This window comes from Metabacillus malikii, assembly GCF_030813355.1.
In the GTDB taxonomy this organism is placed as follows: domain Bacteria; phylum Bacillota; class Bacilli; order Bacillales; family Bacillaceae; genus Metabacillus; species Metabacillus malikii.
On the sequence record NZ_JAUSUD010000002.1, the window covers coordinates 251,083 to 266,767 of the forward strand.

15 protein-coding genes and 1 riboswitch are annotated in these 15,685 nt (G+C 34.5%); of the genes, 9 read left to right on the plus strand and 6 right to left on the minus strand.

The annotated features are described in order from the left end of the window. Positions 1–129: 129 nt before the first annotated feature. On the minus strand, positions 130–441 hold the full coding sequence (locus J2S19_RS03390; RefSeq protein ID WP_307337216.1) for a hypothetical protein: 312 nt from the start codon (positions 439–441) through the stop codon (positions 130–132). Positions 442–555: 114 nt separating this feature from the next. Continuing rightward, positions 556–691, minus strand: a riboswitch (SAM riboswitch). A gap of 726 nt (positions 692–1,417) precedes the next feature. On the opposite strand from J2S19_RS03390, the gene cbpA reads away from it, so the two are divergent. Together cbpA and J2S19_RS03400 are read left to right on the plus strand one after the other, a co-directional pair. Continuing rightward, on the plus strand, positions 1,418–2,062 hold the full coding sequence (gene cbpA, locus J2S19_RS03395; RefSeq protein WP_307337219.1) for a cyclic di-AMP binding protein CbpA: 645 nt from the start codon (positions 1,418–1,420) through the stop codon (positions 2,060–2,062). 105 nt (positions 2,063–2,167) lie between these two features. Then, positions 2,168–2,395: an aspartyl-phosphate phosphatase Spo0E family protein gene (locus J2S19_RS03400; protein WP_307337223.1), complete on the plus strand. Its 228-nt coding sequence runs from the start codon at positions 2,168–2,170 to the stop codon at positions 2,393–2,395. Between the two features lie 128 nt (positions 2,396–2,523). On the opposite strand, the gene J2S19_RS03405 is transcribed toward J2S19_RS03400, so the two are convergent. Beyond that, positions 2,524–3,255 carry a ZIP family metal transporter gene (locus tag J2S19_RS03405; protein WP_307337224.1) on the minus strand — a complete coding sequence of 244 codons (732 nt, stop codon included), beginning with the start codon at positions 3,253–3,255 and terminating at the stop codon, positions 2,524–2,526. A gap of 479 nt (positions 3,256–3,734) precedes the next feature. Here J2S19_RS03405 and J2S19_RS03410 point away from each other — a divergent pair, with 479 nt between their 5' ends. Continuing rightward, complete coding sequence (locus tag J2S19_RS03410) at positions 3,735–4,190, plus strand: MarR family winged helix-turn-helix transcriptional regulator (RefSeq protein ID WP_307337227.1); 456 nt, start codon at positions 3,735–3,737, stop codon at positions 4,188–4,190. A gap of 194 nt (positions 4,191–4,384) precedes the next feature. Here J2S19_RS03410 and motB read toward each other — a convergent pair whose 3' ends face one another. The 4 genes from motB to J2S19_RS03430 all read right to left on the minus strand — a co-directional run bounded on the left by motB (position 4,385) and on the right by J2S19_RS03430 (position 8,815). After that, positions 4,385–5,143, minus strand: coding sequence for a flagellar motor protein MotB (gene motB, locus J2S19_RS03415; protein WP_307337230.1), 759 nt, complete (start codon positions 5,141–5,143; stop codon positions 4,385–4,387). Further along, complete coding sequence (gene motA / locus J2S19_RS03420; RefSeq protein ID WP_307337232.1) at positions 5,136–5,936, minus strand: flagellar motor stator protein MotA; 801 nt, start codon at positions 5,934–5,936, stop codon at positions 5,136–5,138. The genes motB and motA overlap by 8 nt, the downstream gene beginning before the upstream one ends. 254 nt (positions 5,937–6,190) lie before the next feature. Then, positions 6,191–6,469 carry a hypothetical protein gene (locus J2S19_RS03425; protein ID WP_307337235.1) on the minus strand — a complete coding sequence of 93 codons (279 nt, stop codon included), beginning with the start codon at positions 6,467–6,469 and terminating at the stop codon, positions 6,191–6,193. Between the two features lie 219 nt (positions 6,470–6,688). Then, positions 6,689–8,815, minus strand: a complete 2,127-nt coding sequence (locus J2S19_RS03430) for an ATP-dependent Clp protease ATP-binding subunit (protein WP_307337238.1) — start codon at positions 8,813–8,815, stop codon at positions 6,689–6,691. Between the two features lie 800 nt (positions 8,816–9,615). On the opposite strand from J2S19_RS03430, the gene J2S19_RS03435 reads away from it, so the two are divergent. The 6 genes from J2S19_RS03435 (at position 9,616) to queE (ending at position 15,627) form a co-directional block, all read left to right on the plus strand. Then, positions 9,616–10,650 carry a YkvI family membrane protein gene (locus J2S19_RS03435; RefSeq protein WP_307337241.1) on the plus strand — a complete coding sequence of 345 codons (1,035 nt, stop codon included), beginning with the start codon at positions 9,616–9,618 and terminating at the stop codon, positions 10,648–10,650. Between the two features lie 665 nt (positions 10,651–11,315). After that, a complete protein-coding gene (locus J2S19_RS03440) occupies positions 11,316–12,662 on the plus strand; it encodes a hemolysin family protein (protein ID WP_307337244.1) in 1,347 nt (448 codons plus the stop codon). 196 nt (positions 12,663–12,858) lie between these two features. Beyond that, positions 12,859–13,245 carry an SET domain-containing protein gene (locus J2S19_RS03445; RefSeq protein WP_307337540.1) on the plus strand — a complete coding sequence of 129 codons (387 nt, stop codon included), beginning with the start codon at positions 12,859–12,861 and terminating at the stop codon, positions 13,243–13,245. 551 nt (positions 13,246–13,796) lie between these two features. Beyond that, positions 13,797–14,462, plus strand: coding sequence for a 7-cyano-7-deazaguanine synthase QueC (queC, locus tag J2S19_RS03450; RefSeq protein ID WP_307337246.1), 666 nt, complete (start codon positions 13,797–13,799; stop codon positions 14,460–14,462). Continuing rightward, positions 14,459–14,902, plus strand: coding sequence for a 6-carboxytetrahydropterin synthase QueD (gene queD / locus J2S19_RS03455; protein WP_307337249.1), 444 nt, complete (start codon positions 14,459–14,461; stop codon positions 14,900–14,902). Before queC ends, queD begins: the two co-directional genes overlap by 4 nt. Then, a complete protein-coding gene (queE, locus tag J2S19_RS03460; RefSeq protein ID WP_307337252.1) occupies positions 14,899–15,627 on the plus strand; it encodes a 7-carboxy-7-deazaguanine synthase QueE in 729 nt (242 codons plus the stop codon). Before queD ends, queE begins: the two co-directional genes overlap by 4 nt. Positions 15,628–15,685 lie beyond the last annotated feature (58 nt).

A 15,685-nucleotide genomic window follows, 5' to 3' on the forward strand; every position in this document is an offset into this window, starting at 1 on the left:
AAAGGAAAAGCAAAGTATACTTGAAAAATGGAAGTGAAGATTATGGATTGAGGGTAATTCGTTAGGTATGGTTCTAAAGCCTCCTGAGTTACCCTCGTTATTATTTTGTACGGAAAACACTCATATAGATTAAACGAAGTGCAGTATTGGAGTATTCTCAATCACAGTAATACCTTGTACTTCATCATAGTAGAATATTTTTGGAAATTGCTCGAAAAAGAATTGAGCACTTTTCTTATGGTCTTTATTGTATGTTTGTTGAACTATGATTGAAGTATCAGAAATAGTATCATTGAGTTTAAAGACGATATGTATGTTGTTTTCTTCAATTTTCACACAGCTTAATTGACAATTTTCCTCAAAAAATTGTAGCCGTCTCGCTAATGTAATGACTTCAGTTTCTGTTAGTCTTGAATAGTTTTGTTTTCTTTTTGTAGTCATTATAACCCTCCAAAATGAATATGTTAGCTGCATAATATTGACGATAAATGATAAAGATAAAGTAATAAAAAGCCTCTTTCGATTTGAAAGAGGCTTGAAGTCGTCGCTTCTAACCTCTCATCTTTCAGAAAGAAAATCTTCTGATGGAATTAGCACCGTGCTCATTAAACTGTGAGTCCGTACGGAACACAATATAGTCGGTTGCTGCGGCATCATCGGGCCAAGTCCCTCTGCCAACTCTTGATAAGAGATAATAATTATAAAATTAATTAGTTATGTATTTTTTTAATAGATTACTTGTTTAGCATAATACCAATGAATCGAGTAAACTGTCAATATCAAGTGTAAAACTTTTTTAGTATGATACCTCCATTCCAACGTTCCTCAAATCATTTATACTCTCTAGACACAATAGAATATAACCCAATATATCCTGAACATTTCTGGCCTTTCGTAGGTTGAAACTGTTAATTAGATTAGGCTCTTTTCTAAAATAAAAGAATTGTGGCTTTTTGCACTAACCTTTTTTAAGGGTTTGTTGTAGCATAAGTGCGAGACTCCTGCCGGATACGTGGGAGAGGTGATACCCTGCAGGCATTTACGCCGAGGAAATCGAAAAGCGTAGGCGGCTTGCCCATCGACGTACAAACTAGAGACGGGCATCGACTAAGACCAAAGGAATCACGATGAGCCGTATGGGGAATCGATGATTAGTTATCATAGGGAGATGACCTGAAGTTTGCTTGTTCGTGCCGTTTGGAGCTATGAAGCTCACCACCCACCCGCTACCCGTGATTACTGCAAGAGGAGACAAACCCTAAACTACAACTCAGTTAAAAGCAACACTGTTTACGAAATCAGCCTAAGATTATTGTACTCATATCAATACTTAAAAATAAGCTCTATAAATACGATACATGAATCGTTCGTTTCTTCCATACCCTAACAATATTGTATTAGATAGGAGGATATCAGGATGAAAGTTAGATACCACTTTGTGAAGAAGAAGGACGTTAAATACTGTGACAGTCAATTTACTGTTAAACAGGCATATGATTTTTTAAATACAACCGGCTATCGCTCGGTGCCAGTACTTGAAAACGATGGCACAAAATTTATTGGACTAATTTATAAAGTACACCTCCTTGAACACTATTTTGAAAATAAGGGACAAGACAATGATTCGATAAAACCACTTATCACCAATCATGATGCGTTTATATATGAAAATGATTCATTTTTTAAAACGTTTATTAGTATCAGACGTTTACCATTTTTAGCAGTACTAAATGATAAGCAGGAATTTTCCGGGATTATTACACATGCAAATGTAATGGATGTCCTTGAAGACTCATTTGGAATGAGGACAGGAGGATACGTTTTAACAATCGGAACAAAGGAGCATAAAGGTGCCTTGAAAGATTTGGTAACAGCAGTGAAGGATGTGAATATTGAAGGTTTATTAACACTAGACAACGGGGATAAATATTTAAGGAGAATTATCCTTAATATATCTAGTGATGTTACAGAAAGTAAATTGGCGCAGATTGTTGAAAAATTAGAAAGTAGGGAATTTAGGGTCGCTGCTATTGAAAAAATTGATCACTTAGTAAAAGAGTGAAATGTTTTGTTTCTGATTATTGGGGAAAACATTAATTAACAAGCAGTGATGGATTTTTTGGAAGTTGCAATTATTCTCTATGATCGATTGAGAGGAGGAAACCCGATGAAAAACGAGCGATTAAGTAGTAAGCTTTTCGAGTTAATCCAGGTCAAGAGACAAGAAATGATTGAAACAGCTAGAAAGGAAGGTCTAACAAGCCAAATAACAGTAAAAGTAAGTCAAGACTTAGATTATTTATTAAATATATACGAAAAACTTTTAAAAGAAGAAGAATGTAAGGATGGACTTTATGATTTTTTTCTTAAAAGATGGACAACCTGCTACGGTTAATAATTTTACTATTTTCCCTCTAGGATAATGTCCATCACTAGAGGGAGAAGTTATTGCAAATTTCTCACTAGAATTGACTAAAGACAACTAATAGATGAAAACAATCATGTTTATTTAAACAGCCTTTATTAAAAACTGTTGATTAAAATAACCATAAACAAAATACCGATAATAAAGGAATAAGTAGCATTCCTTTCATTACCGTCACCATGGCTTTCAGGTATAAGTTCTTTATAAATGATAAACAACATCGCTCCAGCTGCGAACGCTAATCCGTAAGGTACTAAAAATTCAATAAAGCTTGTTAAATAAAATCCGAGTAATGAAGCAACGATTTCTACGGCACCAGTAGCAGTTGCAATAATAAAAGCTTTCCATTTACTAATGCTTTGATTGATGAGAAAAAGTGCAACTAAAAAACCTTCTGGTGCATTTTGGAGTCCTATTGCAAAGGCAATTAAATTACCTGTATCACTTATCGTTGATGCATAACTTACACCAACTGATAAACCTTCAGGAATGTTATGCAATGTAATTGCTGCAATAATTAACAACGCTTTCTCATCGAATTTAATACCGCTTTTAGAATGCTCTAAATCTATATGTGGAATCGCCTTTTCGAGTGTCGTTAAAATAAGCACACCTAAAAATAAACCGATAGATACTTCAACAATCCCTCCGTATTTTAAAGATTCTGGTATTAGACCTAACATGGCAGCAGTCATCATAATACCAGCTGTAAAAGCAAGTAATATATCCCTCCACCTATGGGTGATGGAACCTTGAAGGAAAAGAATAGGAAGGGCTCCTAAACCTGTTGATAATGCCGATAAAATACTCCCTATTAAAACTTCAGACATGTAATATGGCTCCTTTTTAAATAAAAAATAAGCTTAGAAAAAAACTAGGTGCTATTATAGTATATCTGAATGAACAAAATTGTACTATGTCCATTCATTATGGGGACAGTCCCCCGTCACTTTAATGTGATAAAGTGTAGTGTGTCGGTGTAGTGTTCAATGCACACCTCACAATGCGATAGCTAAAAGGACTAGATTTGACAATATCTAAAACGATAACTTTATAATGGTGAATATTCACATAAATAATCCTAAATAAAGGTTAGGTAAAATCATGTAAGAAACAATGTAGTTATAAATAGGATAAACTAATTATATGATAGTAAACGCCCATTCTAGAAGTATTGTTTCAGATGAAAACATTGTGTAAAATATTAGCAGTAGGTGTATCTCACTTGACGAATATACATCGATCTACTATTATATATTGTATTAAAATTATTTTGAATTCAAGATATTTCTTCAAAGGGCTGAGTGAAATGGAAAAAGAGAAACATATAGAAGAATCATTGAAATTGTTTATCGTCTTATCAAGGGCACATCGTGCAGTATCAGATGTGGTTAATAAACATATTTCTACGTTTAAGCTGAATCCGACAGAATTTGCTGTATTGGAGTTACTATACCATAAGGGTGACCAACCCCTCCAACAAATTGGTGAAAAAATATTGCTTGCTAGTGGTAGTATTACGTACGTAGTAGACAAGCTTGAGCAAAAGGGGTTACTAGCAAGACGAGCATGTCCAAAAGACCGTAGAGTGACACATGCTCAAATAACTGAGCAAGGCAAAGCGTTAATTGAGGAAATCTTCCCACCGCATGGGGAACGTATCAACGAGATTGTTGGCATATTATCAGATGATGAAAAAAAAGAAGCAATACACTTACTTAAAAAAATTGGATATCATGCTAGTGATCTCTTAGAAAAAAAGTAAGAACGTGAATGAGTGTAAACAACCGTGACGGAACCTGAGTAACAACAGACAGTTAGTTGAACACCTCACACTAAACAAAGTTAAAGTTGAGCATAGGGACAACATAAGTAAGTAACGATTAAACGCACAAGGTTTATACATTAAAAACAATATAAAAAACTCTTCCATTAACACATTCATGGAAGAGTTTTTTGTTACTTCAGTTCATTAGGTAGAATTAATACCTCTACACGTCGATTTTTTTGTCTGCCTTCTTTTGAGTCATTAGAAGCGACTGGTTTAAATTCACCATATCCTTTAGCACTAAAGGCTTTTGCATCTAGTGAACCATTTTCTGATAAGATTTTCATAAAGTTAACTGCACGCATGACACTAAGATGCCAGTTGGAGTCATAAGATGAATTATTGATTGGAATATTGTCCGTATGACCGCTAACGATAATATTCCGAGGTGGTTTCATTACAAGTAATTCTGACATTTCTCTTGCAAGTTGTTTATCCTTCTCACGTATTTCAGCACTACCTGAGTCAAAAAAGATATCATTTAAGATTGTTACGAGCAAACCTTCATCAGTTAACGTTGTTTTTAATTCAGATCCGAGATTATTAGCAACGATATAGTCATTAATTTTTTCTTGAATTTGTTCTAATTTTTCTTGTTCCATTTTTCTTTGTTCTTCTTCTTTTTCTTCATTGGACTTTTCCTTCTGTACATCAAGCTGTTCCATTTCTCCACTAGGTGTTGGACTAGGGAATTCTAGTACGCCTGTTCCACCGGTAAAGCTTTGATTAAATGCTTGAGCAATCGCTTGGAATTTTTGTGCATCAACATTACTTGCCGCAAATAACACAATAAATAATGCAAGGAGAAGTGTTAAAATATCTGCATAAGGAACTAACCATGATTCATCCATGTGCTCCTCATGGTGTTGTTTCTTCTTCTTTCTAGCCATTTACATTCTCTCCTTCAGTAACGGAAGATTCTATTTTCATTCGTTCACTGACAGGAAGATATGTTGCTAGTTTTTGTTCAATTGCTTTCGGTGCTTGTCCTTCTAATACTGATAAGACACCTTCAATCATTACTTCTTTTACTTTCACTTCTTGCTTTGATTTACGTTTTAACTTATTTGCAAATGGATGCCATATAACATAGCCTGTAAAAATCCCCATCATTGTCGCGATAAATGCTGCAGCAATGGCCTCACCTAAGGCAGCAGTATCATCCATATGTGATAGTGCTGCAATTAATCCAACTACTGCACCCAAAACTCCAAGTGTTGGAGCATACGTTCCAGCCTGTGAGAAAATAGTCGCGTTAGCTTGGTGTCGTTCTTCCATTGCTTCAATCTCTTCACTCATGACGTCACGAATGAAATCAGCATTTTGGCCATCTACAGCCATAAGTAAACCGTTCTTTAAAAAAGGATCATCGATGTCTGTAAGTTTTGCTTCAAGTGCTAACAAGCCTTCCTTACGTGCAACTTGTGCCCAATCTGAGAAAAGTGGGATGAGCTCCTGAATCGTAGGGATTTTTTTATCTTTAAATAAAATCCCGAAAAGCTTCGGTACCTTTTTTATCTCATTTGTAGGGAAGGCAATTGTTACAGCTGCAATTGTCCCGAGTATAATGATGAGTAGGGCTGGTGCGTTAAGAAGGTTCGAAGGATGCACACCTTTTAATGTCATACCAACTCCAACTGCAATAATTGCAAGTATTAATCCTATTACTGACGTTTTATCCATATAAATCACCATATTTCTTATATATTTTCTTATTTCTTATATCGGAATGATTTTTAATTTGTTAAGAGGTTTAGGTGAAGTTCTTTGTAATTTTATCTGTTTACATTTACGGTTTCGGAAAATATTGTTTGGGGAAGGTGTGACATTTTTGGAAAGGTGTGCCTATACGGATATCAACTATATTACCAACAAGTGGTAGTGTTCTAATAGATCTAAAAGTAAAAAAGGCCTCTTATGATTTAGAGACCTTCATGCTAAAATGTATAGCTGATAAATGATGACACTGATAAATAATACAGTGGGAGAAGTAAAACAATCAAATTGCCTAAGAAAAAAAATCGCGAGTAATAGGTGCTCGTATTTTCGTAAGCGATTGAAGCAAGTAGAGCTGCAAATAAACTTGTCCCATAAAATAAAATGATACCAAATATTGCACCTAAACGTTCCTGATAAAAAATAAATCCTAATGAAGAACCGTTGAATATAAGAAACACGAAAGAAATAGCTAACAGCATTTTTTGGTATTTTATCATGACATACACCTCAATACATGTATATGAGTCAGATAAAATACAATGACAAAAAGCTACACCTAACGTTGTTGTGTCGTTGATGTTTTCAGAAAAAAAGAGGAAGACTCAACGTGTCTCCCCAAAAAACAAGTTCCATAAATATAATGCAAACAAACATTATATTTTGTTTGTTGGTTCTGAAGTTTTAAGTCATCCTCGGGCGTATTTCTATTTAGTAAATCAATTATTCTTCACAATGATTTCGTTATTTTCGACATCTATAATAATAGAGTCAATCTGTTCATTGTCTAACAGTAAATCAGTGATTTTATCTTCAACGTGCTCTTGAATTACTCGACGAAGCGGTCTGGCCCCATATTCTGGATGGTAGCCTAATTGAGTTAACTTTTCTTTCGCTATATCTGTCACTGATAAGTCAATCATTTGTTCATGAAGAGTACTTGCTAATTCAGCTAACATCAATGTAACAATTTTTAATAATGCCTCATTATTTAAGGTTGTGAATTCAATAATATTATCAAAACGGTTCAAAAACTCTGGTTTAAAGAAAGAACCTAATGATTGAAGTAATTCACTTTCTCTAACAGCTGTATTTTCATCTGTATTGAAGCCGACTTTTATCGTTTTTTCGCTAACCCCTGCATTACTTGTCATAATAATGACGGTGTCCTTAAAGCTGACAGTTCGACCTTGGCTATCTGTTAGTCGACCATCTTCAAGGATTTGTAAAAACATATGTTGTACATCTGGATGAGCTTTTTCTATTTCATCTAATAAAATGATGCTATAAGGATTTCGGCGAACCTTTTCGGTCAATTGACCGGCTTCATCGTGTCCAACATAGCCTGGTGGAGAACCAATAATTTTTGATACTGTATGTTTCTCCATATATTCACTCATATCTAAGCGAATCATCGCCTCTTTAGATCCGAATAGTTCCTCTGCGAGTGTTTTCGTTAATTCGGTTTTCCCGACCCCGGTAGGACCGACAAACAAGAATGAGCCAATCGGTCTTGTTTTTGGTTTTAACCCTGCTCGACTTCTTCTTATCGCTTTTGCAACCTTTTGAACTGCATCATGTTGACCGATAACTTTTTGTGAAAGGTTCCGGACTAAATGCTTCATCTTTATTTGTTCATTTTCTTGAAGCTTACCAACAGGTATTCCCGTTTTTCTTTCAATAATTTCTTGGATATCTTCAACAGTTACTTCAAGTTTATCAATTTTATCCTCATGTTGTAATTGGGACTCTAAGTGACTTTCTTCATCTCTTAGTTTGGCAGCTAGTTCGTAGTCCTCAGCTTCAGTAGCCTTTTGTTTTTGTTTTACGATGTTTGCAAGGCGGTTTTGAAGCTCTTTTTCATTATAAAGAGGAAGAGATAGGTTCTTCTTTGCCCCAGCTTCATCCAATAAATCAATCGCTTTATCCGGTAGGAAGCGATCTTGAATGTATCGTTGCGATAATTTTACACAAGCTTCTATCGCTTCATCTGTATATCGTACATGATGATACGTCTCATATTTATCTTGAATACCTTTAATAATGTTAATTGCTTGTTCGGTGTCAGGTTCTAAAACCGTGACGGGTTGGAAGCGACGTTCAAGTGCAGCATCCTTTTCGATTGAACGGTATTCTTTTAATGTCGTTGCCCCGATTACTTGAAGTTCTCCTCTTGCTAGGGCAGGCTTTAAAATATTCCCTGCATCCATAGATCCTTCTGCAGATCCGGCTCCAACTAGCTGATGAATTTCATCAATGAATAGGATGATATTTTTTTTCTGTTGTAGTTCTTGAATAACTTGTTTCATACGTTCCTCAAATTGTCCTCTAATACCTGTGCTTGCGACGAGTGATGCAACATCTAAAAGATATACTTCCTTATTCTTTAGTTTTGCAGGAACAGTACCATTCGCAATCATTAATGCTAAACCTTCAACAATCGCAGTTTTTCCGACACCTGGTTCACCAATTAATACCGGATTGTTCTTATTTCTGCGATTTAAAATTTCAATCACTCGTTTTACTTCCTTATCGCGTCCAATAACAGGGTCAATAAGTCCTGCACGAGAAGCATTGGTTATATTTCGCCCAAGCTCGTCTAGAATTCCACCACCATTACGTAGTTGCTCTTTCTGATTAAGAGCTGATGGTTGTTGCTGTTGTGATATTCCTTTAAATAGGTCCTCAAAAGGAAAAGAGGAATATGGGCTAGAGATATTATTAGGTAATGATTGTTTTGTTTTCATATAGCAATCATTGCATAACTTCATTTGCTTATGTTGGTTATTAAATTGAATGTTAAAATAAACAGATGCTTGATTAGATTGACATTTTTCACACATCATACTTATACATTCCTTTCATTTTTTTAGTTGTGTTACTACAACATTAACAATCATGTGACATGGAGCATTGTTAATGTTTGGAAACGACTCTATGTCAATTAATGAATGAAAAGTTTGAGAAACTTTGACTAAATGTCTAAATAGGAGGAGATGTCTGTTTGACCATCTCTGACTATAGTATAGTTTGACCTTTTTTGACTTTCAAGTAATACGATTTGAAAATTAAAATGTAATATTTCCCATAATTTTATAACCTATTACGAGTTATTTGCTGTTTTGCAATGAGGAATGGTTAATTACTCATGCCAAAGATATGCTTTTTTCGTATACACTGTTGCTTTTTACTGAGTAATCGTTTAGGGGGGGGTTCTCTATACAGTACACAGCAACAGCGGGGTGGGTGGAAAGCTTATCTAGCTCCTCAGCGTAAACGCCTACTCACGTCTCAACTCTCCCACACATCCGCAGAAGTCTCGCAATCAGCTCCAACAAACCCTTAAAATAGTTCGTACAAAAACCACAATCTTTTAGAAGTGAGCCTAATGATAAAACTAACGATAATGTTTTATATTGAATGTATAAGCTTTATTGACCATAGTTATTTTTTGCATAAAGAATTTTCTGCTGGAGAGTTTTTCTTATAAAAGATTATAGAGTGAGAGCCCTAGGGAAAGTTCTTAATAAGTAATATTGCTTCAACCTCCTATGAAAAATGAATTTCAAGTCATAAGTGGGGCGCATGTTCTTCATTCTTGTACATATAATGAAACAAGCTTTCTTACTTGTGAGGTGTTCAAATAATGAAACAATCATGGCTCTCGTCTTTTCAAGTTGCTGCTGTTTATGTAGGGACAGTTGTTGGAGCAGGCTTTGCAACTGGAAGGGAGATAGTGGAGTTTTTCACTAAGTACGGTATTTTTGGTTTTGCAGGTATTTTGGTAGTTGGGTTATTATTTATCACAATCGGAACAAAAATGCTCATTATTTCAAATAGATTGAAAGCGAAATCTTATCAAGATCTAATGACGTTTTTATTTGGGAGAAAAATCGGACGACTTATTAATTTTTTTATGTTGCTTATTTTATTTGGATTAACGTCAATTATGCTTTCTGGTGCGGGAGCGATCTTTAAAGAACAATTAGGGTTATCAGTCAGAATTGGTGTCATTATCACAATCTTATTGACGATAGGTGTAATGGTATTTGGGATTAAAGGGTTATATAGTGTCAATAGTTTAGTCGTTCCAATGTTGATTTTATTTAGTGTGATATTGGCTGTAGAGTCATTTTCAAAAGAGACGCTCTATCATATGACGGAGGAAGCTTCCATGTCGTTTAAGTGGGTTTTGTCTGCTGTTTCTTATGCCGCTTTTAATTTAACGATGGCTTCAGCAGTGCTTGTTCCGCTTGCAAGTGAAATAAATGATGAAAAAGTATTGAAAAGAGGCGGCATAATTGGTGGTGCAATATTGACACTAATTCTCATAAGTAGTCATATCGCATTATCGAGCTTACCAAATTTGACAGCCTATGATATTCCAATGGCAGAAGTAATGAAAACAACCCTTTACTCGATATATTTTATTTACATAGCGGTCATCTATGGTGAAGTATTTACATCGGTTATTGGCAATTTATATGGATTAGAAAAACAGATACTATCATTTGTAACCATTCCGAGGATGGTTATTATATGTTGTATTTTATGTATCGCTGCTTTCATAAGTAAAATTGGTTACAGCCAACTGATTACTTCGCTCTACCCAATATTCGGTTATGTTTGCTTAGGAATGTTAGTATTATTAATCTTTAAGAAAGTACCAAATCATTCATGATTCAGCAGGGATTTTTAAAAGAGAAACGACAAACTTTTAATCAACATTTTCATGATGTATTTCTAATAGGTGGCTATGTTTCAGATTAATGTTAAAAGAACAACATTTTTATATCGTACTAAAACTGATCATTTAATATTTCCATACTATTTTCAACTGGGGGACAAGGATTTTTTGCTCCCCCTTCCTCATTGATTTATTTGCCCTCAAAAAATTTTCCACAGTGATTGTATGATTATCAATTCTTATCAGTTCTACTGAAATCAACCGAAGAGAAAAATATTAAAACATCAATTTTTATGGGCACAGTCTAAAGAAAAGAGTCTTATTTCTGAATTGTAGACGAGAAATACGCATTTAAGGTCATAAAAAGCGATTTTTCATTAAAAAGGGTATTTTTAATCGTGTTATCACATAATTATTTAAGAAATCGAGTAAGTGTAACGTTTGACGGTAATCTTTCTTTCATATTATGATTGTCATAATACTATCTGTGGGGTGATAATATGGGGCAGAGTTAAAATTTAATAGACTAGTAGCATCCCTTATTGTACTCCAAGCGGACGCTCAATTTTATATAATTAAATAATCAAATATGTTTATGAATTGATTTAACTCTCAGGAGGTGACTCCTTTTCCGTTAATGACGGAGAAAGGAAGCTTATTTGGACATAGTAAATTTGTTGCTTGTTGCAATTTTAATCGCTCTTACGGGTTTTTTCGTTGCTTCTGAATTTGCGATTGTTAAGATTAGAAGCTCTCGTATTGACCAATTAATTGCAGAAGGAAACAAAAAGGCAAGCGCGGCGAAGAACGTCATTAATAATCTTGATGAATATTTGTCTGCCTGTCAGCTAGGGATTACAATTACAGCACTAGGACTAGGTTGGCTTGGTGAACCGACTATTGAACATTTATTATCACCATTATTTGATAAAATGAATGTTTCAGGTTCTATCGCGACAATTTTATCATTTGTAATTGCTTTTTCAACAATAACGTTTCTACACGTTGTTGTCGGAGAATTAGCACCAAAAACAGTAGCTATTCAAAAAGCAGAAGCTATTAGTATTTGGGTGTCAAAGCCATTGATGGCCTTCTATCGTATTATGTACCCGTTTATCTGGGCTTTAAACGGATCTGCACGATTTATTACAGGAATTTTTGGATTTAAGCCTGTTTCTGAACATGAGTTGGCACATAGTGAAGAAGAACTTAGAATTATACTATCTGAAAGCTATAAAAGTGGCGAGATAAATCAATCTGAATTTAAATATGTAAATAAAATCTTTGAATTTGATAATCGAATTGCGAAAGAAATAATGGTTCCGCGGACAGAAATTGTTTCATTATCGATTGATGCCCCGATTCAAGAGCAATTGGAAATTATCAAAGATGAAAAGTATACACGATATCCTATCGTAGATGGTGATAAAGACCATATTGTAGGAATCGTAAATATAAAAGAAATTTTTACTGACTTAATCCATTTTGACTCTCAGCAGCCATTTTCGATAAAACAATATATTAGGCCTATAATCCAAGTGATTGAATCCATCCCTATTCATGAATTATTAGTGAAAATGCAAAAGGAACGAATCCATATGGCAGTGCTAATTGATGAATATGGAGGAACTGCAGGACTTGTTACAGTCGAAGATATACTAGAAGAAATCGTCGGTGAAATTCGTGATGAATTTGACGCAGATGAAGTTCCACTCATCCAAAAAGTGAACGATTCTAAATATATTGTAGATGGGAAAGTGCTCGTAACAGAAATTAATGATCTTTTTAAGTTATCAATTGATGACACTGATGTAGACACGATAGGTGGATGGGTATTAACAGAGCAATATGATATTAAAACAGGTGATTGTGTTGAATTCGGACCCCTCACCTTTAAAGTAACTAAAATGGATAATCATCATATTAAATATTTAGAAATAACAAAGACACAAATTGAAGCAATTCCAAATCCAGCCTTATTAGAAAAGAAAATTGCAACATCATAGTTAACTTATTAGAACTTACAAATCTGTAAGTTCTTTTTCTATGGAGTTATGCCATTTTGCATTTGTCCGGTTTTAACTCATCACGTTTTATAGATATAAATACAGATAATATGGAAAATAATAAAAATGTTGCTTTCAAATGAATTAACCGTCACAATAAAGTACATAAACAAATTTTAATCTGTAGGTGATGATAATTATTGAAGTAAAAACGTCTCCAGTTAGTGATGGAGAATTTAATCGTGGTGTATTTGCAACAGTTGATATAAAAAAAGGAGTGCTTTTCCATGAAGCTCCTGTTATTCCTTACCCAAATGAAGATCATGAGCATATAAAAAATACGATTCTTGATGATTATGCTTTTGAATACGGTATTAATCACACGGCAATTGTATTAGGTTACGGTGCGCTTTTTAATCATTCGTACAAACCTAATGCTACTTACGATATTAACTTCGAGAAACATGTGTTTGAATTCTACGCATATAAGGATATTCAAGCAGGTGAAGAGATTTTAATTAATTATAATGGTGAAGTGGATGACGATGAACCGTTATGGTTTAACAAACAAGAAGAGAAGTAACCATGTTATTTTGGTAAGAAAGTACAAAGGATTTACCTTGTTGTAGTGTTCAGATTCATGCTCTAGCTCCTCGAGGTCATATGCTATGCCATAACTGAATGGAAGACAGTGAATGTCTCTATTCAGTTGCGTCCTATACTTTTGGGGCTGTTATAGGCGCTTATACTTTTCTTAAAAACTTTCTCATTGCAAATCAAATTGTTTCATGATATATTTTTTTAGTTGAAATTTCATGATTCTTTAATGATGTAATATTATTCGAATAATTGAGTAGGACTAAACATATTGTATATAAGTAACTAATTTAATAAAAAATCCATTATTTTTGTAATTTAATGGGAGAGGTTATAGCAAAACCCTCTATAAAAAACTAATATTAAAACAAGTAGTTTTATAGAGAAGATGTAGTTGCTAGCACCTCGGAATGTCGTTTCCGGGTGCTTTTTATTTTTTTCTTATAAAAAAAACAGGTTCCAGACTGAAATAACATCATATACTGGGTAATTTTGTCTCAATCTGTATTTCAAGAGAGTTTTCTGGAGGAGATAGTTTTGTTAAAAGATGAAAAAGCGATCGTTGTATTTAGTGGTGGACAGGATAGTACAACATGCTTATTTTGGGCATTAAAGCAGTTTAAAGAAGTAGTAGCTGTGACATTTGATTACAACCAAAGACATAGCTTAGAAATAGACGTAGCAAAATCAATTGCAAATGAAATAGGTGTAGATCATCATATATTAGATATGTCATTACTCAATCAACTTGCACCAAATGCGTTAACTAGGACAGATATCGACATTGAACATTCGGATGGAGAATTGCCATCTACATTCGTCCCAGGCAGAAACTTGGTTTTCTTAACGTTTGCGACGATTTTAGGATATCAAATTGGTGCAAGGCATATTGTAACAGGGGTATGTGAAACGGACTTTAGCGGTTATCCAGATTGCCGTGATGAATTCGTAAAATCATGTAACGTAACACTAAATTTAGCATTAGATAAACCTATTGTCCTTCATACTCCTTTAATGTGGATTAATAAAGAGGAAACTTGGAAAATGGCCGATGAACTGGGTGTGTTAGATTTTGTCAGAGAGAAAACGTTAACTTGTTATAACGGCATTATTGCAGAAGGTTGTGGCGAGTGTCCAGCTTGTCTTTTAAGACAAAAAGGACTCGATAATTATCTTTTAAGTAAAGGTGTTGAAAATATATGATTCAACAAATATATCCGCAAGTTCAACATAATTATGTTTTTGAACTTAATAAGGACATGCACATCGCTGCTGCGCATTTCATTCCACATGAGGATGCAGGGAAATGTCAACAAGTTCATGGACATACTTATTTTGTTAACATAACAATTGCTGGTGATGAATTAGATGAGTCAGGGTTTTTAGTGAATTTTGCTAGTATTAAAAAGCTTATTCATAAACGGTTTGACCACACACTTCTAAATGATCACCATGATTTGTTTTCTTCAACAGATTCAAATTATTTTCCTACATCAGAAGGGGTAGCAAAGGTGATTTGGGAAATTGTTCAAGGAGAGCTTGATAAAAAAATGAACAAGCCTAATTGTGTACAAGTATTTGTAAGAGAAACTCCGACAAGCTATGTTGTGTACAGACCTAAACATAAGGAAGGTGCACAATGAAAAAGGTACCCGTTTTAGAAATCTTTGGGCCTACCATCCAAGGTGAAGGGATGGTAATCGGTCAAAAAACAATGTTTGTACGGACGGCTGGTTGTGATTATTCTTGTAGTTGGTGTGATTCTGCCTTTACATGGGATGGATCAGCTAAGCAAGATATAAAACAGCTCACCGCTGAGGAAATATGGACAGAGCTAGTAGAGTTAGGTGAAGACCGCTTTTCACACGTCACGATTTCCGGAGGTAACCCTGCACTTCTAGCAAACTTACAAGAATTCGTGACGTTATTAAAAAATAAGGGGAAAAAGATAGCAATAGAGACACAAGGGAGTAAATATCAAGAATGGTTAAAGGAAATAGATGACCTAACAATTTCTCCAAAGCCTCCAAGTTCAGGAATGATTACAGATTTTGAAAAACTTGATGATATTATTAACAAAGTAACAGAAGCGAATGTTAATGAAAAGGTTAGTTTGAAAGTTGTAGTCTTTAATGATGAAGATATTTCTTACGCAAGAAAGGTTCATCAGCGATATCCAACGTTACCGTTTTATTTACAAGTTGGTAATGAAGACATCAACGAATCAAATAATGAAAAGCTTATCCAAACACTCTTAGAAAAATATGAATCGCTAATTGAGAAGGTCATTGATGATCGTGAATTAAATGATGTTCGTGTACTTCCTCAACTTCATACGTTAGTTTGGGGCAATAAACGTGGAGTGTAGTATTTTTCTTTTTATTCGATATGCTGGAAGCTCAAATTAAGAGTGTTTATTACACTTC

What these genes read in the sequence shown, in the direction of transcription:
- J2S19_RS03390 (WP_307337216.1), bottom strand. Translation starts at nt 441, where the DNA reads ATGACTACAAAAAGAAAACAAAACTATTCAAGACTAACAGAAACTGAA.
- cbpA (WP_307337219.1), top strand. Translation starts at nt 1,418, where the DNA reads ATGAAAGTTAGATACCACTTTGTGAAGAAGAAGGACGTTAAATACTGT.
- J2S19_RS03400 (WP_307337223.1), top strand. Translation starts at nt 2,168, where the DNA reads ATGAAAAACGAGCGATTAAGTAGTAAGCTTTTCGAGTTAATCCAGGTC.
- J2S19_RS03405 (WP_307337224.1), bottom strand. Translation starts at nt 3,255, where the DNA reads ATGTCTGAAGTTTTAATAGGGAGTATTTTATCGGCATTATCAACAGGT.
- J2S19_RS03410 (WP_307337227.1), top strand. Translation starts at nt 3,735, where the DNA reads ATGGAAAAAGAGAAACATATAGAAGAATCATTGAAATTGTTTATCGTC.
- motB (WP_307337230.1), bottom strand. Translation starts at nt 5,143, where the DNA reads ATGGCTAGAAAGAAGAAGAAACAACACCATGAGGAGCACATGGATGAA.
- motA (WP_307337232.1), bottom strand. Translation starts at nt 5,936, where the DNA reads ATGGATAAAACGTCAGTAATAGGATTAATACTTGCAATTATTGCAGTT.
- J2S19_RS03425 (WP_307337235.1), bottom strand. Translation starts at nt 6,469, where the DNA reads ATGATAAAATACCAAAAAATGCTGTTAGCTATTTCTTTCGTGTTTCTT.
- J2S19_RS03430 (WP_307337238.1), bottom strand. Translation starts at nt 8,815, where the DNA reads ATGATGTGTGAAAAATGTCAATCTAATCAAGCATCTGTTTATTTTAAC.
- J2S19_RS03435 (WP_307337241.1), top strand. Translation starts at nt 9,616, where the DNA reads ATGAAACAATCATGGCTCTCGTCTTTTCAAGTTGCTGCTGTTTATGTA.
- queD (WP_307337249.1), top strand. Translation starts at nt 14,459, where the DNA reads ATGATTCAACAAATATATCCGCAAGTTCAACATAATTATGTTTTTGAA.
- queE (WP_307337252.1), top strand. Translation starts at nt 14,899, where the DNA reads ATGAAAAAGGTACCCGTTTTAGAAATCTTTGGGCCTACCATCCAAGGT.